Annotated in this window: 21 protein-coding genes; 3 read left to right on the top strand and 18 right to left on the bottom strand. The window is 30.3% G+C overall.

All coding sequences use genetic code 11. The features are described 5' to 3' along the window. Positions 1 to 154 precede the first annotated feature (154 nt). The 8 genes from WAO74_RS01585 to WAO74_RS01550 all read right to left on the bottom strand — a co-directional run bounded on the left by WAO74_RS01585 (position 155) and on the right by WAO74_RS01550 (position 6,984). Positions 155 to 796 carry a hypothetical protein gene (locus WAO74_RS01585; protein WP_422159115.1) on the bottom strand — a complete coding sequence of 214 codons (642 nt, stop codon included), beginning with the start codon at positions 794 to 796 and terminating at the stop codon, positions 155 to 157. Between the two features lie 83 nt (positions 797 to 879). Then, positions 880 to 2,904, bottom strand: a complete 2,025-nt coding sequence (locus WAO74_RS01580) for an FAD-dependent oxidoreductase (RefSeq protein ID WP_422159114.1) — start codon at positions 2,902 to 2,904, stop codon at positions 880 to 882. 120 nt (positions 2,905 to 3,024) lie between these two features. Next, a complete protein-coding gene (locus tag WAO74_RS01575) occupies positions 3,025 to 3,732 on the bottom strand; it encodes a pirin family protein (RefSeq protein WP_422159112.1) in 708 nt (235 codons plus the stop codon). A gap of 189 nt (positions 3,733 to 3,921) precedes the next feature. Next, positions 3,922 to 4,791 (bottom strand): pirin family protein, encoded by an 870-nt coding sequence (locus WAO74_RS01570; protein ID WP_422159110.1) that lies wholly within the window; start codon positions 4,789 to 4,791, stop codon positions 3,922 to 3,924. 233 nt (positions 4,792 to 5,024) lie between these two features. Next, positions 5,025 to 5,462, bottom strand: coding sequence for a MarR family winged helix-turn-helix transcriptional regulator (locus WAO74_RS01565; protein WP_422159109.1), 438 nt, complete (start codon positions 5,460 to 5,462; stop codon positions 5,025 to 5,027). 224 nt (positions 5,463 to 5,686) lie between these two features. Continuing rightward, positions 5,687 to 5,935 carry a glutaredoxin family protein gene (locus tag WAO74_RS01560; protein WP_422159107.1) on the bottom strand — a complete coding sequence of 83 codons (249 nt, stop codon included), beginning with the start codon at positions 5,933 to 5,935 and terminating at the stop codon, positions 5,687 to 5,689. Positions 5,936 to 5,939: 4 nt separating this feature from the next. Beyond that, the gene (locus tag WAO74_RS01555) at positions 5,940 to 6,476 is read right to left on the bottom strand and encodes an NADPH-dependent FMN reductase (protein ID WP_422159105.1); all 537 of its coding nucleotides are present in this window, start codon (positions 6,474 to 6,476) and stop codon (positions 5,940 to 5,942) included. 112 nt (positions 6,477 to 6,588) lie between these two features. After that, entirely contained in the window at positions 6,589 to 6,984 is a 396-nt protein-coding gene (locus WAO74_RS01550) for an OsmC family protein (protein ID WP_422159104.1), read from the bottom strand. A 212-nt stretch (positions 6,985 to 7,196) separates the two neighbouring features. On the opposite strand from WAO74_RS01550, the gene WAO74_RS01545 reads away from it, so the two are divergent. Together WAO74_RS01545 and WAO74_RS01540 are read left to right on the top strand one after the other, a co-directional pair. After that, on the top strand, positions 7,197 to 7,766 hold the full coding sequence (locus WAO74_RS01545) for a hypothetical protein (RefSeq protein WP_422159103.1): 570 nt from the start codon (positions 7,197 to 7,199) through the stop codon (positions 7,764 to 7,766). 146 nt (positions 7,767 to 7,912) lie between these two features. Beyond that, entirely contained in the window at positions 7,913 to 8,575 is a 663-nt protein-coding gene (locus WAO74_RS01540; RefSeq protein ID WP_422159101.1) for a hypothetical protein, read from the top strand. Positions 8,576 to 8,699: 124 nt separating this feature from the next. Here the strand turns inward: WAO74_RS01540 and WAO74_RS01535 are convergent, their stop codons facing one another. The 10 genes from WAO74_RS01535 to WAO74_RS01490 form a co-directional block, all read right to left on the bottom strand. Next, positions 8,700 to 10,388: a hypothetical protein gene (locus WAO74_RS01535; RefSeq protein WP_422159100.1), complete on the bottom strand. Its 1,689-nt coding sequence runs from the start codon at positions 10,386 to 10,388 to the stop codon at positions 8,700 to 8,702. Between the two features lie 77 nt (positions 10,389 to 10,465). Then, complete coding sequence (locus tag WAO74_RS01530; protein ID WP_422159099.1) at positions 10,466 to 10,651, bottom strand: hypothetical protein; 186 nt, start codon at positions 10,649 to 10,651, stop codon at positions 10,466 to 10,468. Next, on the bottom strand, positions 10,651 to 11,172 hold the full coding sequence (locus tag WAO74_RS01525; protein ID WP_422159097.1) for a hypothetical protein: 522 nt from the start codon (positions 11,170 to 11,172) through the stop codon (positions 10,651 to 10,653). The genes WAO74_RS01530 and WAO74_RS01525 overlap by 1 nt, the downstream gene beginning before the upstream one ends. Before the next feature lie 41 nt (positions 11,173 to 11,213). Next, entirely contained in the window at positions 11,214 to 12,449 is a 1,236-nt protein-coding gene (locus WAO74_RS01520) for a DUF6638 family protein (RefSeq protein WP_422159095.1), read from the bottom strand. A 106-nt stretch (positions 12,450 to 12,555) separates the two neighbouring features. After that, positions 12,556 to 13,143: an NUDIX domain-containing protein gene (locus WAO74_RS01515; RefSeq protein WP_422159093.1), complete on the bottom strand. Its 588-nt coding sequence runs from the start codon at positions 13,141 to 13,143 to the stop codon at positions 12,556 to 12,558. After that, positions 13,133 to 15,094 (bottom strand): AAA family ATPase, encoded by a 1,962-nt coding sequence (locus WAO74_RS01510; protein WP_422159091.1) that lies wholly within the window; start codon positions 15,092 to 15,094, stop codon positions 13,133 to 13,135. Before WAO74_RS01510 ends, WAO74_RS01515 begins: the two co-directional genes overlap by 11 nt. A gap of 85 nt (positions 15,095 to 15,179) precedes the next feature. Beyond that, entirely contained in the window at positions 15,180 to 16,229 is a 1,050-nt protein-coding gene (locus WAO74_RS01505; RefSeq protein ID WP_422159089.1) for a hypothetical protein, read from the bottom strand. 2 nt (positions 16,230 to 16,231) lie between these two features. Next, positions 16,232 to 16,564, bottom strand: a complete 333-nt coding sequence (locus tag WAO74_RS01500) for a type II toxin-antitoxin system PemK/MazF family toxin (RefSeq protein WP_422159087.1) — start codon at positions 16,562 to 16,564, stop codon at positions 16,232 to 16,234. Beyond that, positions 16,564 to 16,809 carry a ribbon-helix-helix domain-containing protein gene (locus WAO74_RS01495; RefSeq protein WP_422159086.1) on the bottom strand — a complete coding sequence of 82 codons (246 nt, stop codon included), beginning with the start codon at positions 16,807 to 16,809 and terminating at the stop codon, positions 16,564 to 16,566. The genes WAO74_RS01500 and WAO74_RS01495 overlap by 1 nt, the downstream gene beginning before the upstream one ends. A gap of 277 nt (positions 16,810 to 17,086) precedes the next feature. Further along, complete coding sequence (locus tag WAO74_RS01490; protein WP_422159084.1) at positions 17,087 to 18,430, bottom strand: microtubule-binding protein; 1,344 nt, start codon at positions 18,428 to 18,430, stop codon at positions 17,087 to 17,089. A gap of 197 nt (positions 18,431 to 18,627) precedes the next feature. Here WAO74_RS01490 and WAO74_RS01485 point away from each other — a divergent pair. After that, the coding region (locus tag WAO74_RS01485) for an IgGFc-binding protein (protein ID WP_422159083.1) at positions 18,628 to 23,461 on the top strand (4,834 nt) is incomplete at its 3' end.

Below are 23,461 nucleotides of genomic sequence, written 5' to 3'. Positions count from 1 at the left end.
TTACAAAGGAGTGTATATAAAGAAGTTTTTTAATATTTTAAAAGAAGATTATTTTAACTAAATTAATTATTGAATATCTTTTTTTTGATAAGGTTTTAAAGAAATAAAATATTGAAGCATTTATAATCAACTGTAGGAACGGCTATTCAAAAAATTATTCAAAGCCTCTTGTTTGCTGACCATTTCCTCTCTGACCTTGTTGCTGCCCTCTATTATTATTGTTACGTTCAGGCTTTTTTGGAGCTAATTCTTCTTTAATATTTTCTTGGTATTTCAACCATTTCTTAAATTGCTTTTCAGATAATATGCTTTTTAAAGATTCGTTTAATATTTCTTCATTATTATTTACATCTCTACTTATAGGTCTAATAATTTTATTCACTTTAATTCTTAAACTATCTACTTCTTTAGGTTGTTGATCTGTGTTATTATTAGAAGATCTTTGTCTAAAACCTCTATTTGCTCTGCTAGATTTCATTAAAACGTCTACATCTTTAAACTTGTCTGAATTTAAAAATGAGATTTCTTTAATTTTAAAATTATATTCTTTTAAAGCTTTAGAAGTTGAAGCTTTTATTTCATCATCTTTAACTTTAATTTTTTTGATGACTTCGGCTACATCATAATAAAAAATACCAGCAACATCACTTGCATTGAATTCTTTAACTTCTCTTTCAGTGCCCTGTTGTCTATTTTGATTTTGTTGAGGTCTTCCTCCTCCCATTCCTCCACCACCTCTTTGCGCATATATAAAAGTACTAGTTAGCAGTGTAAGTAATAAAATTATATTTTTCATTTTTTGCTTTTTAAAAAGGTTACGTTAACTTAGATGCTATTTTTTTAAAAAACTTGTACTAAAAATAATATTTTACAATTTAATTACAATTCTGCTGCCAGTCTTGCTCCTTGATTTATGGCTCTTTTTGCATCTAATTCACTTGCAAAATCTGCACCTCCAATTACATGCACTTTTTTACCTAAATCTAATAGAGGTTGATACAATTCTTTAAACGGAGTTTGCCCAGCACAAATTACGATGTTGTCTACTTCTAAAATTTTAGTTTCTTCATTTTGAATATAATGTAAACCTTTGTCATCTATTTTAGTGTAAGTAACTTCGCCAATAAATTGCACTTTTTTCTTTTTAAGAGTTGACCTATGTATCCAACCTGTAGTTTTACCAAGATTTTCTCCAAACTTTCCTTTGCTTCGTTTAAACATAAAAATTTCTCTTGGAGACTCTTCATAATCTGGTTTCATGCCTTCAATTCCACTTCTAGATTCTAAAGTTTTATCTATTCCCCATTCTTTTAACCATGTATCAATATTTAATGATGTTGATTCTCCTTCATGAGATAAATATTCTGACACATCAAAACCAATTCCTCCTGCTCCAATTACTGCAACCCGTTTTCCAACTGGTTTTTTATCTTTTAAAACCTCTATGTAACTTAATACTTTTGGATGATCTATCCCTTCAATTTTTAATTCTCTTGGTTTAATGCCTGTTGCCAAAATAATTTCATCAAAGTCAGAATTTTCTAAATCTTTTAAAGAAATTTTGGTATTTAGTTTTACATCAACATTGTGTAAATCGATTTGTTTTTGAAAATATCTTATGGTTTCATAAAACTCCTCTTTTCCAGGTATTTGTTTTGCCATATTAAACTGACCTCCAATTTCTGAACTTGCATCAAATAAAGTAACAAAATGTCCTCTTTGTGCAGCAATTGTAGAAGCTGCCAAACCTGCAGGACCTGCACCAATTACGGCTATTTTCTTTTTAGTTGAAGTTGGATTATAATTCAACTCTGTTTCGTGACAAGCTCTTGGATTTACCAAACAGCTTGCTACTTTTTGCTGAAAAACATGGTCTAAACACGCTTGATTACAACCAATGCAGGTGTTTATTTCATCACTTTTATCTGCTTCAGATTTGTTTACCCATTCAGGATCTGCTAAAAAAGGGCGAGCCATAGAAATCATATCTGCATCGCCTTCTGCTAAGATTTTTTCAGCAGTTTCTGGCATATTTATTCTGTTCGAAGTTATCAAAGGAATTGATATTTCTTCTTTCATTTTTTTTGTAACCCAAGTAAATGCAGCTCTTGGAACAGAGGTTGCAATGGTTGGAATTCTAGATTCATGCCATCCAATTCCTGTATTTATAATTGTTGCTCCTGCTTTTTCAATTTCTTTTCCAAGTTGCACAACTTCTTCCCAAGAACTTCCATTTTCTACCAAATCTAGCATGGAAAGTCTATATATAATGATAAAATCTTTCCCAACTGCTTCTCGAGTTTGTTTTACCAATGCAATTGGTAAACGCATTCTATTTTCATAAGCTCCACCCCATTTATCATTTCGCTTATTGGTTCTTTTTGCAATAAATTGATTGATTAAGTACCCCTCAGAACCCATAATTTCAACTCCATCATAACCTGCTATTTTAGATAATTTTGCAGAATTTACAAAATCTCTAATGGTTCTTTTAATTCCAGATTCTGTAAGTTTAAATGGTTTAAAAGGTGTTATTGGCGATTTTATTTTTGATGGTGCCACATTAAAAGGATGGTAACCATATCTACCTGCATGTAAAATTTGCATACAAATTTTACCACCTTCTTTATGAACGGCTTCTGTTATTTTTTGATGATGAATCGCATGTTTTTTTGTAGACATTCTTGCAGAAAAAGGTCCTGTCCAACCTTGGATGTTTGGCGCAATTCCTCCTGTTACAATTAAGCCAACTCCGCCTTTTGCTCTCTCTGCATAATAAGCCGCTATTTTGTCAATTCCGTTTTTTTCTTCCTCTAAACCTGTATGCATAGAACCCATTAGAATTCTATTTTTTAAAGTTGTAAATCCTAAATCTAAAGGCTCAAAAATGTGCTTGTATTTCATATCTATTGGAATTAAATTTATTATGCGCGCATAATACATTGCAAGATATGTTTATTTTATGAAATTAAAAAGCCAAAGAAATGTATTCTTTGGCTTCTTTAAAATTATTTTAGAATAGAACTATATCATTGGTACATCAACAATTAATAATTTGCTGTTTTTTGTTGCCTTTATTCTAACTTTTTCAATATCCTCAATTCCTATTGCATCTCTGTTTGCCAGCATTTCACCCGCAATTTCTGCTTCTCCATCAATTAAGAAAAAATAGGCTCCATTATTTAATTCGTATTCAGTTTCAAAACCTTTTTCTAAATCAATCATCAAAATATAGCCTTGTTGATTTATTGGTAAAGAGCCTTCTACTTGTTTGTCTTTTGGAGAAACTAATGTCTGAAAAATATTTTTTCTGCCACTTTCATCAAACATTTTTTGATTGTAATAAGGTGCCACTTCTTGTTTTTCAGGAATAATCCATAGTTGTAAAAAGTTTACTTCATTTGTTTTAGAATCATTAAATTCTGAGTGTGTTAAACCTGTGCCTGCACTCATTACTTGAACTTCCCCTACTTCTATAGAACGTTGATTGTTCATGCTATCTTTGTGTGATAACGCTCCAGAAATTGGAATAGAAATGATTTCCATGTTTCTATGAGGATGTGTGCCAAATCCCATTTTTGGTTGTACAATATCATCATTTAAAACTCTTAACATACCAAAATTCATCCTTTCAGGATTTTGATAACTGGCAAAACTAAATGTATGATACGATTTTAACCAACCATGATTTGCGAATCCTCTGCTGTCTGATTTGTGAATTGTTTTTTTCATTTTATGTATATTTTTAGGATTTATCTCCTTGAGCTTAGTCGAAAGGTTAATTAGTTCTCTTAAACTTCGTTTGCTACTTTCAATCAAAATATATTTTGATTTCAGCAATGCTCAAACTGACAATTTTATAAACTTTTGAAACTTTGAAACTTTGAAACTTTGAAACTTTGAAACTTTGAAACTTAAATTCTAATACAAATACCCCATTTTTCCTTGCTGATAATCACGCATTGCTTCTAAAATTTCGGTTTGCGTATTCATTACATAAGGTCCATATTGCGTTATTTTTTCGTTGATGGGTTCTCCTGATAAAATCAATAAAGTACTTTTTTCTTTTGCTTTAAATTGAATGGTATTTCCATCTTGATTGAAAACAATCATCTGGTTTTCTCCTTTCTTTAGTAAATCAGAATTATTTACCAAAACTTCTCCTTCTAACAAATAAATTAACGACTGATGATTTTCTGGAAGTTCAATTTCTATACTTCCATTTGCATCAGCATTTGCAGTAAAAACATTTACAGAAGTTTGTGTTTTTATCAAACCGAATTCATTTTTTTGATTTCCTGCTATAATATTTAATTGCACTTTTTTATCATCAGAAAAAACTTTCGGAATTTGCTCATCTTCTAAATGCTGATAATTTGGTTGCATCATTTTCTTTTCAGCTGGTAAGTTTAACCATAACTGAATTCCCTCTAAATCGCCACCTTTTTTTACAAACTCTTTTGTGGGTGCTTCTGCATGAATAATTCCACGTCCAGCTGTTGTCCATTGGACGCCACCAGCTTTTACAGTCATTTCATTTCCTAGAGAATCTCTATGAAATTGCTCGCCTTTAAATAATAAAGTAATGGGCTCAAAACCTCTGTGAGGATGTGGTCCTAAATCGAAAGGGTTGTTAAATTCTGAGATTGCATAAGGTCCATAATGATGTAATAATAAAAACGGATCTACGTTTTCTATACCTTGAATTGGCAGAGGTTGACGCAGTTTTATGGGGCCCATATTTACAAACGGACTTGCAGTTTTATGTTGTATTGATTTTAGTTTTTTCATGATTTGTAGATTATAATTAGTTCTCGATAAAATTTTTCTTCCTTACAGTTAGAAAAATCACTCGAACTAACAGAATTTTATTACTCTTATACTTAGTTTGAATATTTAAAAATGTCACTTCGAGTGAAATTCTATTTTTTTAGAATTTTATATCGAGAAGTTCTATAATTTTGTATTTAAAATAACTATTTCTTTAAATATTTTCCAAGGAAAATATTTAAAGAATTTTTTTTTTATCTTATTTTATCTAAAAGATCGCTTAAAGTAGTTGCTTCTTCTTCTGTTAAATTTTCTAAAAACGAAAGGTTTTTATTTTCATCAATAGTGCTTAAAAGCTCCAAACCTTGGTTGGTAATTTTTACATACACTACTCTTCTGTCTTCTTCACAACGTTCTCTTTCTATTAAGGTTTTATCACATAATTTATCCATTAAACGTGTTGCATTTGGCGCTCTTTCAATCATTCTATCTTTTACAATTTGCACCTTTATTCTGCCTTTTGCTCCTCTTAAAATTCTTAAAATGTTGTATTGCTGAGGCGAAATTGCATAAGGTTTAAAAAAATCGTTCTCTTTGCTGCTTAACCAATTAGAAGTGTATTTTATATTGATTAATGCTTTTACTTTATTACTTTTAAAAGTAGATTTTATGTCTTTTGAAATGTCTCCCATTTTTTGTTGTTAGTTTTGAGTGTTTGGTTTTGAGTTGTGAGTTGTGAGTGTTAAAAAACATTCTTTAATTTTACATATTGATGATTATTAACTCCATTTTATCTTCATTCTTCCAACTTCCTTCTTGTTTCTTGTTTCTTGTTTCTTTTTTGTACTGTTTCCTTAAAAAGATTCTGAAATTTAAACTTTAAACTTTGAACTTTAAACTTTGAAACCTGAAAAAACTACGCTCTCAATTTTAAATCTTTCATTATTTTATTAAAATCTTCGGTTGTTGGCGTTAAAAAAACTTGATCATCTACAAATAATGTTGGAAATTTTGCAACTCCATCATATAATTCCTTACTGTGTTCTCTTGCTTCAACATCTTTAGAAATATCTTTATATACATAAGGAATATCAGTTGAATTTAGAAAATTCTTAAAAGCAACTGTGTATGCATGACCTTGTTTTCCGTATAAAATTATCTTCATTTCTTTATTCGTTTACTTTGCTTTCGAATGCTTTCACCTTCTCTTTTAATACTGCTAACTGTTCTTCATTTACAATTTTACTTTCTTTAAAATTATCGTAAAAGCTTGGCAAAGAAAAAGAGGTAATCGATTTTGCTCCCATATGTGGAAAAGAAGCAACTGCCGTATTTAAAACTGTGATCCCTCCTCTTCCTCCAGGTGAAGTTGCCATTAACAATAATGGTTTATTTCTAAAAAAATTCTTTTCTATTCTAGTACTCCAGTCAAAAATATTTTTAAACGCTGCTGCATACGAACCATTATGTTCTGCTAACGATACTATAAAACCATCGTAATTGTCTAATAAAGCTGTAAATCTTTTTGCATCTTCTGGGTGGCCATTCTCTTTTTCTTCATCTTCACTAAAAATTGGCACATTAAAGTCTCTTAAATCTACAACATCAAAAGAATTGTTTTGTAAGTTTTGAGCTGCAAAAGTTGCTATTTTTTTATTGATAGATGTTGAACTTGTGCTACCTGCAAATGCTAATACTTTTTTCATAATTTATATTTTTATATTTTAACTAGTTCTCGATACAATTTTTCAAAAAAGAAAAATCACTCGAACTGACTGACTAGAAACTGTGTACTAAAAATTGTAACTGTTAACAGAATTACTGAATACTGCTTACAATTTCTGTTTCTCCTTTAACCATTTTTGCAACAGGACATTTCCCTGCTATTTCTAGTAATTTGGTTCTTTGTTCTTCTGTAACTTCTTTTTCAAAATGAATTTCTTCACTTAAATAAGAACCTTTCTCGTTTTTTATTTGAGAAACGTTTACGGTAATTTTTCCTAAATCCCATTTTTTTCTCTCTGCATACATTCTTAAAGTAATTGACACACAACCACCAATTGCTGTAAGCAAATATTCTACAGGCGTTGGTCCATTGTCATCTCCACCCGAATTTACAGGTTCATCTATTACTAAAAAATGATTTCTTGTTTTTGCTTCTGCTAAATAGTTTTTGGTAGTTAAAACCACTTCTGATTTTGATACTTTTTCCATTGTAGAACATTATTTCACACAAAGTTACAAAATAAAATTTTATTTACCAAGGAAAATAAATCCAAGGAAGTATTTTGGATGAATTTAAATACCTTTAATTTTAAAATAGGAGGTTTTTCCTCTTGATATTCTAGCTCAAAAAAACTAACTTCGCTAACCCTGGATATAGCGAATTGGAACTCGATATAACCTTAAAGTTTTAAAACATTTGAATGAACAGAATCCCAATAGACATATCTAAATCTTTAAAAGCTGAAAAAATAGTAACTAGAGAATTGTTTATTGAAAAATTAATAAATTATCTTTTTCCTTTAGTTCATATACTTATTTTTCCGTCAATAGCAATAATGGGAATGATCTCTAACTTAATCAAAAACGAATCTATTAAACTTTATCTTTTTTTATCAGTTATTTCTTTGATTATAAGTGGATTTTTAATTTATTCAGTTTTTAGTGTTTATAAATTTCAAAGAATTAAAGGTTTAAGTAGGGGAAAAAATTCAAATTTTATAAAAAAGATTGCGAAAAGAAATAAATGGAATATTTCAGAAAACAATCAGCATATTTCAATAATTAATTTTTCTTGGAGAGAAACCGGAACTGATTGGGGAAAACAAATTACTATTCTATATGATAAAAATGAGATTTTAGTGAATTGTATATCTTTTGTTTTATATTCATCTCCTTCTCCATTTCATTGGTTTGCAAATAAAAGAAAAATAAATAAATTAATTAAAGAATTTGAATTTGAAATAAAAAACGTTTTACAACAACGTGTATAAAAAATTACTTATTTTTAGCTTCACCAAAAGTTGTTGCTTTTTGCCAACTTCAGAATTTCCTTCGGAAATTCCTCGTTATCAAAACCGCAACTTTCTTTCTAGAAAACCGTTAGTTACAAGCAAGAGGAACAATTATGAGAATATTTATGACTTTAATTTTTATAATTTCTTTATATAGTAATGCTATAAAAGCTTGTCAATGCAAGCCAATAAGTTTTGACAAGCAAATTGAATTTTCAGACAGAATTTTTGTTGGACAAGTTACTAACATAACAAACTCAAAATACACATTTAGACTTATATCTGAATGGGTTTCCAATGAAACTATTACAAAATCGGCTACAATTGAAATTGAGCAAGGTTCAAATTCTTGTGCAACAAGAAATTTTGACTTAAATACAATATATCTAGTATATATGAAAAATAGCGAAGTTTCTAACTGCAGCAGAACAAAAGAATTTCAAGAAACAAATGATATTGAAAGACTATCAAAATTAGAAATAAGAAAATTTATTATATATGACTTGAAAACACCAGAATATGAAAAAATAAATTATAATAGAAAATATATCGTAAATACAAATGAAGGAGAAATTGATATTAAAGACAAAAAAGTTTTATTTATAAACAAAGGAAAAATAGTTTCAAGAAAAAAAATCACTTCTTCTCAAGTTTATCTTTATAACACGTTGGAATTTCAAAAAATAGATTACATCTTTTTTATTGTTAATTCAAATAATGAAAAGTTCAAACCGAAAATTAAGCGAAAATTGAAGAAGGAAATAATAAAAGCCAGCAAGCAAGTTTAGCCCAGATTGAAATGGCATCCTTTTTTTGTTTTTCTCAAAAAAAGATATAATTGAAAGCTGGAAATAGCTTCTAAAAAAAATGCGCTGTTTTATAAAAAGATTGTTTCGCAAACTCGCAATGACGTTAATGATTCATTTTAATAGAATCTATCTGTTTTTGCAAACGCTCTATTTCTTGAATCTTTTTTTGCTGTTTAGACAACAACTGAATGGAATCTAATATTTGTCGGTTTTGCTCTAAAATAGTTTTCTCTTTTTCGAAATAAATATTTTGATTTTCGCTAGTTCTCCAAGCTTCATTTAATTGCATATAAACCTCCTCATTCCAAGTACTTGGCCTTTTGGCATCAATCCAAACTACATCTCTATATTCACTGTCTATTAAGGCTAAATCTGGAGTTGCTGAACCATCAAACTGAGAATTTTCTTGTTTAATAGCAGAAATTGTACTCAAGAAAAACAATCGTTTTCTACCTGCAATATCTTTAATATAAGGTCTAAATTCAACGGGTTTATTTACAGACCAATCGTATTCTTTTCTTGACTCAATTACTTTTAAAGGCATTGCAGAAACCCCTGCATACCCTTCTTTTTTAGAAGCATGATCGTAAAAATACAAGGCATTTGTACCATCTGCAGGAATAAAAACACTAAAGGTTAAACTGGTTCTTTCATCGCCCACAGGTTCTAAACCAAACCAATGATACAAACCACTGTAAGCGCCTGTTTTTGTGCCAGAAAAATCGAAATCAGTTACAAAGGGTTGCTGATTTTGATCATCAGCCAAATCTGGAATTTTCACAGCAGTTTTCATGTTCCAAGGCAAAGGATCAGAAAAACCTGCTAAAAACTTTAAACTTTCTGCTTGCAAACGCGATACTTTTTCAGAAACTGTGTTTTGTCTGGTTAAATATTGGTAGTTTTTCATTTCATCAGGAGAAATGTATTTTCCTTTTCCAATTGAAATTCTCTCTAAATAATCATAAAAATTGTGTTCGCCATTATCTACAACCATTACTCCACCAAAAGTAGGATAAGGAAAAAAGAAACCTTTCCATTTTATCAAACTCACCACTTGCACCCAAGCACCTTTATCGTTTTTCATATAATAGGTATCACTTGGTTCGTAATTGAACAACATCCAAGGATTTAAACGCTGAACCACTGCATTATAGGTGTTTCTACTAAACTTTAAAGATTCACCAATTGAAAACGTTACAGGAATTCTATTTTCTGAAGAAAAACGAGGAAAGGGTGTTGTACTAGAAACTGAAAAAACCTCTTCTGTATTGTCTTTTAAACCTTGCCAATAATATTTTTCTGTTGGCTGAATAGCCATTGTCCATTGATTATTTCCATCAACTCGAACCAAATGTGGCAGAGAAACATCTTTAGTTTCACCCACAGATTCATTTGCCATCGAAAATATATTTCTTAAAGGCTGAATTCTTTCATTTTGTGTTAAAGGTAATTCTACAATTTCTATGCGATTTAGGTCGTTAAATACATTGTAAGTCTGCATATAACTGTACATTTTAAAATGAAAACCTACGTAGTAAATTGCTCCGAAAAAGATTGCTAACATGAATAGGATCCCTATTCTGCTTCCTGTTTTTGCAGATTTTCTGAATTTTCTTAAACCAAGAAACAAAACTATAAAAGATAATAAAATGATGAATACAAATTTTCTAAAAAACAACAATGCAGGTTGATAATCGTCTCTTAAAAAGAATAATAATCCTAATAAAATAATTGCAAGAATTACAACGATTCTTTTTTGTTTTGCTCCTTTATTCCAATAATTTTTTAACATACTAAAGCCCACCTTAATCCTCCCAATGGGAGGAAACTTGCAGCGTGAGTTACTGGGTTTTATATTTTAAATAATATCTAATTTTCTCCATGTTTATTAATATGAATAATACTACCAGACATTGCAATAATTATACAGATTAGAGATATAAAAGGAAGGAGGTTTTTCCAATCAAAAAAAATACTATAATCAGTAATAATAAATTGAATTACAATTAAAACAATAGCCGAAACTAAAACATAATATCTAACTTTGTTTTTCATTATAACAGTCCTTTATCTTTTAAACGCTCTCTTGCGCTTTTTTCTTGTTCTTTTGGTTTTTCAATTTCTTCTTGTGCTTTTTCTTCAGCTACTGGTTCTTTTGCTTTTATATCTTGGATGAAATCTTTTCCTTTTTCGATTACATCTTGAAATTTATCTTCTAAAGATTCTGACTGCTCATCTATAATTGTGGATGATTTAAAGATAAAACCTGCTACATAAGTGCCTACTAAAGTTCCGAAAATCATGGATGCAAATAGTGAAATAGTTGCCAAATCAATAGGAATTAAAAATCTTGTGATTACAATTCCGATTAAAAATAAAGCTGTAATAAAAACCAATCGTAATAAAAACGATTGCTGATATACAAAACCTTTTTTATCTGTAGCTTGCATTTGCAATTCTTTGGAATTCATCATTTTATTAAAAAAACGATAGACTCCATTTCCTTGAGATTCTCTCCAGAAAATAACGGCTCCAAATAAAATGGATGCAATGAAAATTATTAGTTCTAGTGTCATAATGTTTGGTTGATGTTCTCTATAAAATTAGTCTATTTTTTCTAAAAATTGTTACAAATCGTTTCAATTACCCAATCTTGTTTCGATTCTGGCCAGTTATTAAAATTCTTGTAAAAATTTTCTTTGTCATACCAATACCAAAACAAAACGTCCTTTGGAGCAATGTTTATAAGCAATTTCCATATTAAATCTTGATGATTTGCTCTTAAAGACGAATGTGGTTTGTGCAACGCAACATAAAATTCTTCATCTACAATATCTTTTACTTTGGTGTTTTTATCAAGCTGTTTTTTATCTAAATAACGCTCTATACTCATTACTTTTTTTCGTGTATTTATATCAATTTTATTCAAGTAACTTTTAAATAACATTTTATCTTTTAAAATCTCATTTATAGGATGTTGGGTTTCTTTTAATACTTCTCCAAATATAAAATTCTTAATTCTTTCATATCTTTTAGACCCAACTTCTTCTTCTAAATTACATTCTATAATTACATGGTCTTTTAATTGCGTTATTAATTCAGGTTGAGAGACATGGAACATTAAAACATCGAAAGTTGTATCATTAATTGCTTCTTTGTAAGTTTCTCTATCTTCAAAAATTAAAATGGGCGTTATAAAGTTTCTTAACAAATAAATACCTCCAAATGCTTTTGTGTAAAAAGAATCTGATGTGTAAATAATTGGTTCTAAACTAACATCTCTTTCTCTTAAATCTCCATATTTTTTTGCTGATGTTAACAATTGCTGATGCAAGTTTTCATCAATAAAATTATTGTCTTTATTAAAGATTTCTATAAGTTGTAATTGTTCTTCTTTTGCTTTATCTAAATCATCAATTAAACGAAAACTAATGTTTACATCTTTGTATTTTAAAACATCTAAAGGCTCGTAAAAAACATCTATGCCTTGGTCAAAATCTACACAAATTGCTGAATCTCTAGTGATGTTGTTTATTTTTTCATTGTGTGTTTTAAACACCAATTTCATCAAATCTAAATCAAAAGAATGAAAAAAATTGTAAATAGGCAATCCTTTTTGAAGCGGAGTTATTAGAATTGCATGCGGATTCGCTTCACCATTATTCAAGTAAAAAACCTCGTCTTTTTCCTCTGCAATTTCTGGACTCCAACCAATTCCATCAATAGAAAAAGAGGTTAATTTGGTTTCTGTAAAACCTAATTTTACCAAACATTTATTGTAACGCTCTACTAATTTTCCGCTAATGGGAATTAGTTCGCTTCTATATAGATTTGCTTGTTTTAGTTTTTGCATATTGTTATTACACTGAGATTCACAAAGATTGCACAGAGATTCACAGGGTTTTAATTTTTCTCTGTGAAACTCTGTGAAAAATCTCAGTGTTACTTTGTGGTACTTTTTATATTAACTTATTAATCTGTAAATATTGCAACAACATAATCGTTCTTGCATCTATAATTTCTTCTGTTTCAATCATTTTTAAAGCCTCTGTAAAAAATATTTCTAAAACTTCTATTTCTTCATTTTCTGCTTCTAAACCTCCGCCATTATCTGTTTTGTCTTCGTTCTTATATTCTCCAACAAAAAGATGAACTCTTTCTTTTACAATTCCTGGTGATAAAAATGTTGTGGTTACTTTTTTTACTTTTTCTATTCTATAACCAACTTCTTCTTTGGTTTCTCTAATTACACAAGTTTCTGCAGTTTCATTTTCATCCATGGCTCCACCAACAACTTCAATTGAAAATCCATTGTTCACTCCAGCAACAAAAACTGGCATTCTAAATTGTTTAGATAAAATTACTTTTTTTGATGTTCGATTGTATAGCAAAATCGCAACGCCATCAGATTTTCCATAAACTTCATGTGTTAAATTTACAGATTTTCCGTTTTTGAATGTAAAATCGAAATTTACGTGTTCTAGTTTTCCCCAAAAGTTAGAGATTACTTTAGATGTTATATTAGTTATTTTGTTTTTAATTTCCACTTTCAAAATTTCTTCTTGCTTCTAAATCGATATGTAACTGACTTACTCTTTCATCAACTTTACGTTTAAAATCTGTATCTGCAATGGTCGCAACATTGTCTAAATAACGCACCACTTCTTGTCTTCTAATTTCAGAGAAATTTAAACCTTTCATATTGCTTTTCATTAATTCTTGCAACATATTAAACTTGGTTTGGTAATCTTTTTTGAAATAGATTTCAGGATTTTCGAACCAATCTTTTTCTAAATCAAAATCTGTTAATCGCAATGAAATTGCAGACTGAATATTACGAACATCTCTTGATGAAAAGAATGGAAATATTTTCTGAATCTCTTTATACAAGGTCGCGAAAAATAAATGTTCACTTGTTTTATGTTTTTGAACAGCTTTGTCATACGCTTCTAAAACTCTTTCTTCACTTGGTTTTTCTACTGAATTTAAGATTTCTCCCATACTTTTTGTGAGTCCTTGGTCTTTCAAGAAATCATAATTCTGTGGATTTTGCATGTTCACAAAATCTGGAATTGTTTTTTCAAATTTCTTCCACCAAATATAATCTTGGTCTAAAAAATCGTGTTCAGTTCTTGCTCCATCAATTTTGAATCGACCTTGAATTCTAGAAATTACAGCTTTGTCAAGCATTTCTGGTAGGTTTGTAAATAATCCCACAGAAGAATTTCCATAATTTACAGCATAAGCACCTTCTGTATATCTTAAGAATACACCAATAACTTCTTTTACACCAGCAGATACGCCTTGTGCAGTTCTTTCTTGTAAATTATTTTCAGCATCATCAATTGGTGCAAAAATAATTTTGGTTGGATCTTGCATTGGCTTCATCCATTCCACCATTTTTTCTGCAGAACCACCTTGAAAAGTAGAAATCAAAGTATCTGGCATTGGATGGAATAAAAACGGAATATCTAAATGATCACAGTGTTCTTTTAAACGTGTTGCAATCGCTGCAATTAACATACTTTTTCCTGTTCCTGGAATTCCATAACCCATAAAAACGGGCATAAAACCACCCAATTCTTGAAACGGATTTTTCTTTGCTTCAAAATCGTAACTTAACATTCTTTCTGTTAATCTACGTGCAAAATGCTTGGCATCTTTATTACCTACAATTTGTTCGAATTGTACTTTATTAAATTCTACGCTTTTGGCTGTTCCTTGAAAAACGTTTTCCCAACCAGAAACTGCAAAATCAGAATTTTCTAATTTATAAGTTCTATCAACAATTGTTTCTGTGTATTCTAAACTACTTTTACGCAACTGAATTTCATCAATTAAAGCCGTAAAATAAACTACTGTAAAATCGACAACATCTTTGTCAGATTTTACAATTTCTGGATGTCCTAAATATTTATCAAAATAAAATAACACACACGCAATTCCTTTTAAAGGTGATAAAAATGTTACTTCTGGAATGCCTGCAAACTTTTGTTTCATTACAGATAAATCGTCTGAAGCAAAAGGTTTTAAATCGTGTAAAATTTTATAAGATGTTGCAAATAATTGAAAGGCTGTAGCCGTTTGTAATTTGCTTTCAAATTCTCTTTTTCCTGATGAATCTAAGGCTGATTTACGTTCATTTAAAGAGGATAAACCAGAGGCATCATAGTAAGAATCTTTAATCCAAATACCCAAAGTTAAGCCCTCTTGAACTGCAAACAATGTCTGATTTAAATGAACAGGTATTGCAATTGAATCTGGTAATAATCTCTTTTTTAAAGCTAAAATAGTTTTGGAAACAGAGGTGATATCAACATTACTTCCATTATTTGCTTTGGATAGATACAACAAAATGGATTCATCTTTTGCTTCTTTATCTCTACTTTTCGCTTTGTTACTTTGCTCCCATTGAACAGATTTTAAGTATCCTGTAGCTTCATCGCGAAGCATATCTAATTCGTTCTGTTTGATTGGAAAAGTTGAATTGTGTTCCATAAGCCTTTTTGTCTTTCAGACATTTCCTCAAAGGGAAAAATTAGTTATTTATGCCGCGTAAATTTTAAAAAACACGAGTTAATATTTATATTTTATCAATTTTAAGATCTGCCATTTGAATGGGCTCTTTTGCCAAATTATCTAAAGCTCTAGGAACTTGATTGTACAAAAGTTGAATGATTCTGTGAGGTGCAAAAAGATATTTTTGCTCAATAACATCGCTCCACTTTTGCATGGTTTGTTTAGAGAAAAACCCACCTTCTTTAAATGTATCTCCAGAAAAAACTTCATCAATTTTTAAAGAAATAGCATAAGACTCTAAGCTTATATTTTTATCTGCAATGCCTTTTAAAATGGCATGTGTTATTTCGTATTCGTCTTTTGCAAACACATTATGTAAGGGCCCTAAATCTATTCTTTTAATATGTTTTGGTTGAATTTCTGGCAATTTTCTATCAATATTATAAGCCATTGTATCTAAAGACATTTCTCTATCTGCACTTTCTAATAAAGTTTGGTAAATTTTTTCTTTGTCATTTATTGCATTTTTTCCATCGTAATTAAAGTACATATAACAAATAAAAGGCCTGTTATGACTTACATCGTAAAAACTCCAACTTGTTACATAATCGTAATTTGCATTTTCTGGCCCCTCTAAAATTTTACCTTGTACAAAACGATTGAAAATATATTTTTTTTCAACTGAGGTATAATAAATAATAGATGAAGCTTTAAATAAATCCGTTTTTTTGATGGATTCTTTTTTGCGTAAAAGCGTGTCTAAAAACTGTTCTTTTAAAACAGTTGTATCAACTAATTTATCTAAATATTGATTTCTTAACTCCAAATCGTTATACAAATACCTGAATTCTAAATAATTAGGAAAACCTGAATTTGTTAAATCGACCTTCATATTATCCTCTTCATCATACATATACTTCACACGCATTGCTTCTATAGAATATAAAAGCAGATCAGAATACTGCTTAAAAACCATGAGTTCTTGCTGACTGAGTAATTGTTTTTGTTGGATACCAATTATCAACTCTTTTAAAACAAAATCTACCATTTTATGATAGAAAACATATTGTTCTTTGGAGTTTAAAACAGCCGAATCTAAAGGAGTTGTAATCATATTTAATACTTCAAAATATCATTTAATGTTTTTTTGATACTCTCGACATCTTTTAAAGGAATTTGACCAATTTTATTTTCTAATCTAGTTTTAGAAACCGAACGAACATGAAATGTTAAAACTTCAGAAATTTTTAACAAACCGTTAGTTGCATTGGGTTTTAAAATTAAATTTCCTTTATAATTTTTAATGCTAGTTGTTAAAGGACAGACAATTACCACTTGTAAATATTTGTTTAACATATTCCCGCTAATAATTACAGCAGGTCTTCTTCCACTTTGCTCACTACCTTTAGTTGGGTTTAAATATAAATCCCAAATTTCACCTTGCTTCATTAATTAGAATCTGCATTGTTCATAGCGTTGAAATAATCTTGCATACCTTCTTCTGCCACCAATAAAATATCTTCATCTGTTGCTGCTTGTTTATATGATTTTATATAACTAGCTTTTTCTATTTGCTCTAAATATAATTCCAATGCATTTTCGATTAACCTATTTTTAGGAAGCTGTAATTCTTTTGCTAAAGCAGATAATTTTTCTAAAAGATTATCTGGTAATGAGGATGTAAATGTTGCCATTTTTAAATAATTTTATACAAATATAACAAAATAATTATATTTTATATTTATGTTTTGTAAATATAATATTTAAATAATAAATATACTTTTAAAAACTCAATACATTTTAAAAAATGCTGTTGCGTTAAGGATTGAAATGGCATCCTTTTTCTTTTTCAGAAAAAGATATAATGTAAAGCCTGACCCTATTTTGCATTTCAAAAAATAGGGAAACGCCCAAAAGATTATTTACTTTTAAATTACAGATTGCTTCAATCGTTCCTCTTTCGCCAAGACGTTATCCTAACATATCATCATTAGAAACATCTTTCTTTGGAGTTTCAGGAGTTTTATCAGCTTCTGGTTTTGGAACAGTTTTATCAGCCTTGTAAAAATCTTCGAAAATTTCTTTCATATCAATTCCATATCTGTCTGCAAAGTTTTTCTGAATATCAGAATCTTTCTCTCTAATTTCTTGCAAAGCCTCTGCATATGTGCTATAGACACCATTCATTACTTTTTCGTGAACAGGAATATTATCCATCATTTCTTGACGAGCTCTTGCACTTGCAGAATGCATAGAAGCCAAAGTAGCCCCTATATGTTCATCTGTTTTTACACCTAAATGCTCTAAAATAGCTGCAAATTCTTGATCTGTCCTTGCTTTTAAAGCAACTACATAACCATCATAATACTTTAATCTTTCTTCAGTATCTGACTTTAATTTTGCTCTATGCGTTTGTAAATTAGAACGTAAAGAAGTTAAAACCTTAATAGTTAAATTATGCTTGTGTACAAAACTATCTTTACTCGCAGCTAAAGTTGTATAAGCGTTTTTTAAACCCTCTAACTCTTCTACTTTTTGTTCTATAGTTGTTACTTTACCAATTGCCTCTGAATATTCTGTAGATTGTTTGTCGGCAATTTCATCTAATTCTTGACGCGATTGTTTTAACAAAGCATATTGCTCTTCTAGTTTATCTTCAGTTTCTTTCTTTTTCTCTAAAGCTTTTGTATGATTTTTAGAAGCTTCTACAATAGCCGTTTTCAACTTTTCTTCTACTTCTTTAATCTCTACTTCTCTATTTTTTAAACGGGTAACTGCAGCCTGAGACTTAAAAGAAAGTTCACCTAAAAGTGTTTGAATATCAGCACTTTCTATACGTTGCTGAAACATTGCTTTTGCTTTGTTATCTGCTCCTGCTCTTGTTTTTTCTGCCTCAGCAAATTCTTGCTCTTCTTTTTTAATCTTCGATTTTCTTCCCCAAAGATTATTCCACCAAGTATCTGGTTTGTTTTGAGCGTCTTCTAACTCAATTCTAGCTCTCTCTAATTCTTTTTGGGCATCATCAATTACTTTTTGTTCAGTTGGGTTTAATGACGAAAATTTTTCGAACATAATACCTACTTCATCTTGGTAATCAGTTAAATCTTTTATAGCATCTAAAAGCGTGGTTCTATCTTTTTCTGCCATGTGTACAACATCATCTAAAGTGGCATTTAATATTTTTTGACGTTTTTGCGGGTCTTCTTCTTGCGCTAATTTAGACTTCATGGTATCTACAGCTTTCCCCCAATTTACCTCAACTTTTTCAGTTTTTTGGTTTGCATTCGTTTCTAATAAATCAAAATCATCAGACATTTTTTTTAGTTTTTAAAGTTGAACAAATTTTTAGACAAGCAATTTCGTTATTTTTTTTAAGTATAAGAAATATAAGTATAAATATATGTAGCTTTTTTATTGTAAATGTTACAGAGAATTAAGTATTTGTTAAAGTTTGATATTTTCTACTCTATTTCTTATTATTTTTAGCAAATAAATAATCATAACTATTAAAAATGCTCAATAAAAAATTATCGTTTTTTTTAACTTTAGTTATCAGCCTTTTAGCTTTTCAAAATTTAAGTGCACAATTAAGTAAAAAGCATTATTTACCTCCAATTACTAGTGACGACCCTATTGCAAATCAATTTATATACATTTCTACACCCAAAAATAAAAATGTTGGTTTTCGAATTATTCCTGTAGGACAACCTTCATCATCAGAAATAAAAGGTATTGTATCTAATTCAACTCCTTTTACAACCTCTTCTTTGGATGTTGGTGATCAACTTTTTCAAGCATCTAATCAAACTGCAACAGTTATTTCAAATAAAGGGTACATTATAGAAGCAGATGATGTGGTTTATGTTTCTGTTAGAATGCGATCAGTAAATACATTTCAAGCAGCAGCTATTGTTTGTAAAGGAAACTCAGCTTTGGGTACAGATTTTAGAATGGGTGCTTTTGCAAATGACCAAGCAAGAGGTGGACATTTAAACTTTGTATCTGTTATGGCATCAGAAAATAATACAAATGTTACTTTCGACGAATTTACGTCAGGTATCGTGATAAATAATTACAGTGGTGCTTTGCCAATTACAACAAATTTAAATGAAGGTGAAAGTTTTATTGTTTCTGTTTCTTTTGATGTTGGTGGAGACCCAAATGACCTAATAGGAACACTCATAAAATCGGATAAGCCTGTAGTTGTAAATTCAGGCTCTGCAACCAGCAGTTTTCATGGTGGTACTAATGGTAGAGATTATGGTATTGATCAAATTGTTGATGCATCTAAAGTGGGTACAGAATATATTTTTGTTAGAGGTGATGGATTGGATGATTGGGAAAATGCATTAATCGTTGCTCATGAAGACAATACAGAAATTAGGGTAAATGGAAGTGGAGTTGTTACTACTATAAATAAAGGTGAATGGCATGTATTAGAAGGCCTAAATTACAATGCTGGTGGAAGCATGTATGTACAAACTTCTAAGCCCGCATTTGCCTATCAGGGTGTTGGTTTTGGAAATAGTGCTGCAAATCAAGGACTATTTTTTGTACCACCTTTAAGTTGCGAAAATAGAGGGAAAGTTGATAATATTTCTGATATTGAAAAAATTGGTAATGATGATTTTGAAGGTGGAATTTCCATTGTTACAAACTCAGGTGCAGTTGTTGAAGTTAATGGAAGACCAATAGCAGATTTTGTTGTTTCTGGGCCAAATGTAGTAGATGGCAACCCTAATTATGTAACCTATAAAGTAACCAATTTAACAGGAAATGTAAGTGTAGAAAGTAGTGAAGAGTTGTATTGTGCGTATTTTAACAGGAATGGTGCAGCAACTTCTGGTAGTTTTTATTCTGGTTTTCCATCATCACCAGAAATAAATTTCGACACTACAGTTACAACATTAGGAACTTGTATCCCAAACGTAACTTTACAAGCTGCAAATACAGATTTGTTCGACAGTTTTAAATGGTTTTATTATAATGAAATAACCACAACTTGGGATGAAAAAAGCACACAAGAAAATTATAAACCCATAGAAGCTGGTAGATACAAATTAGTAGGAATTATTAATTGTTCTGGTGCTACTTTCGAGTCTATAGAAATACCTGTAAGTCTTTGTCCAGATGATTTTGATGGTGATTTAATTATTGATAATTTAGATGTAGATATTGATAATGATGGTATTTTAAATTGCGATGAATCCATTGGAAATGCCACTTTAAACATCTTGGACATTAACAATCCTTCCATAATTTTTCAAGATAATTCTACAAATTCAACTATCATTTCTAGTGTTTACGATAGTACTGAAACTTCTAATGCTTTTACAGCACAAAATAATGGTAATTTTCAATCGGTTATAAATCCTGGTGTAGATTCTAAACAAAAGTATCAACTCAATTTTACACAAAATATAAATTTTAAATTCACTCAAAACAAAGCCATAGATCATGTAATTTCTGAAGGCGAGTTTTTCATCATAAAAACAGCACCAAATACAAAAAACATTACCCTGCTAGATCCAGATGACCAGTTGTTAATAGATAGCAATTTTGATGGAGTATTTGAAGATAACGTAACTCAGATTTCAGCCTCAGAAATTCATTTTAAATACAAAGCGAACACAACAGGTGTAGCAAGTACTTTTCAGTTTTTGGCAAATCAAGTAACTCAAATAGATTTTAAACATCAGCAAACAGCAATCTCCAACGCATCTACTTTTAGCGGAAATATAGAACTAACTTGTTTTTCTTTAGATTCTGATGGAGATGGAATTGAAAATATGTTCGATGTCGATTCTGATAATGATGGAATTCCAGACATCTCAGAAGCTTCATCCCCAAAAATCACTTTGTTAAACTCGGATGCAGATTTGGATGGTTTAGATGATGCTTTTACAGGAATCACTATAAATATCGATACAGATAATGATGGCATTCCAAATTATTTAGATTTAGATTCTGACAATGATGGAATTTTTGATTTGGTCGAAGCAAATCATTCTGGAATTGATGCAAATAACGATGGTATTTTAGACAATGCAAATGCAGCAAATGTTGGTTTAAATGGATTGTTAAACTCTTTAGAAACAGCAAATGATAATAGTACATTAAACTATACAATTGCAGACTCAGATGCAGATAATATTCTCAATTTCTTAGAATTAGATTCTGATAATGATGAATGTTTTGACGTTTTCGAAGCTGGTTTTACAGATAATAATTCAGATGGAGTTTTAGGAAATTCGCCAATTCAAGTAGATGTAAAAGGAAGAGTTATAAACACAACAGATGGTTACACGAATCCGAATGCAAATTATACGATCAGTGCTCCAATAATTATCAATACGCCTTTTACAGATGTTACATTCTGTGAAAATCTCACAGATTCAATCACCATAGATTCTACTGCAGATTCTTTTCAATGGCAAGTTTCAACAGATGGTACAAATTGGAACTCCATTGTAAATAATGCTATTTATTCTGGTAGTAAAACAAGCACTTTGCAGATCACAAACACTCCAATTTCTTACAATAATAATTTATACAGGGTAATTTTAAATAGAACAGGTAATTCTTGTCCAAAAACTTCTAATGAAATTAAACTAATTGTAAACTTGGCACCTGTTGTTATTGCAGTCGTAGATTTATTACAGTGTGATGATGATTTAGACCGAATTTCGACTGTAAATTTAACAGAAGCAGAAATTAGCATTTCTACAAATTATCAGAATGAAACGTTCACTTATTTCGAAACTGAAGCGCATGCAATTGCAGGAACACCAGAGGTTGCAGATAAATTACGTTATCCTGTAAACCAAAATGGAGAAGCTTGGGTTAGAACTATTTCTAATCAAAATTGCTATACCATTTCTAAAATAAATTTGGAAGTAGAAGCTGCTGCAGATGTTGCTTATAACAAAGAATTCCCTGCTGTTTGTGATGATTTTCTTCAAACTGATGGTACAAATGGCCCTGCAAATAACGATACAGATGGCATTACCAATTTTGATTTTAGTATTGCAAATGCTGAAATTTTGGCATTCTTCCCTGTTGCTCTAATACCAGTTTTAGAAGTATCTTATTTCGAAAGCCAAGGAGATAGAACAGCAGTTATTAATAAAATTGCTGATATTTCTAAGTACAGAAATATTGGTTACCCATCTGATGTTACAAGACAAACTATCTATTTTAAAATCACCAATAAAAATAATAACGATTGCAGTGGAACAGGCGAATTGTATTTAAGAACAAACACGGTTCCAAGTGCAAATAATGTTAATAATTTGGAACTTTGTGATGACATAAATGATGGAAATGCAACGAATGGAATTGTACAATCTTTTAATTTAGAAAGTCAAACCTCTACTATTTTAGGCACTCAAAATCCTGCTGATTTTACAGTAACTTACCACCTTTCTGCTGCAGATGCAAATGCTGGTAACAACGCTCAAACATCGCCTTTTGCCAATACAACTCGTGATTCTCAAACTATTTTTGTGCGAGTTACCAATAACACAACTAGTTGTTTTACAGATCATACCAATTTTAACGTCGTTGTAAATCCTTTACCAATTGCCAATTTTGTAGCAGATTTAGAAATTTGTGATGATAATTCTGATGGTTTTGCAAGAAATGGTTTTTCGCAAACTATCGATTTAGAATCACAAACAGCTGGTATTTTAGGCACACAAGATCCTAGCGTTTTTTCAGTAACTTATCATCGTTCTTTAATTGATGCTCAAGCTGGAAATAATCCATTAATTTCGCCATATTCGAACAACACTCCAAACAGAGAAACCATTTTTGTGCGTGTGTATAATGCAAACACGATGTGTGCAAACGGAATTTCAAATTTCGACCTCATTGTAAACCCAGAACCTACTTTCGATGTTGTTTCTAACTTGTCTTATTGTGATGATGATTTGGATGGTGATGATACCAATGGTATTATTCAAAACATAGATTTAGACAGTCAAATTGCAAGTCTTTTGGGAGTTTCTCAAGATCCTGATGATTTTACTGTAACCTTCCATTTATCGCAAGCAGATGCTTCTAATGGAACTTCTAATATAATTTCTCCTTATCAAAATACAAACACCACAGAGACTATTTTTGTAAGAATTCAAAACAAAAGAACCTCTTGTGTAAATGATGATGCTACTTTTGATGTGGTTGTAAATCCATTACCCGATTTTACAGTAACTACGCCACAAATTCTATGTTTAAACGATTTGCCTTTGAATATTTTTGTAGAAAATCCGAGAGATAATTACACCTACGAATGGAAAAATGAAAGCGGAACTGTCATTAGCACCTCAGACAATGCAGACATTACAA

Source organism: Polaribacter sp., from assembly GCF_049276715.1.
In the GTDB taxonomy this organism is placed as follows: Bacteria; Bacteroidota; Bacteroidia; order Flavobacteriales; family Flavobacteriaceae; genus Polaribacter.
The sequence above is the reverse complement of the archived record's forward strand: the minus strand, read 5'-3'. Positions and strand labels throughout refer to the sequence as shown.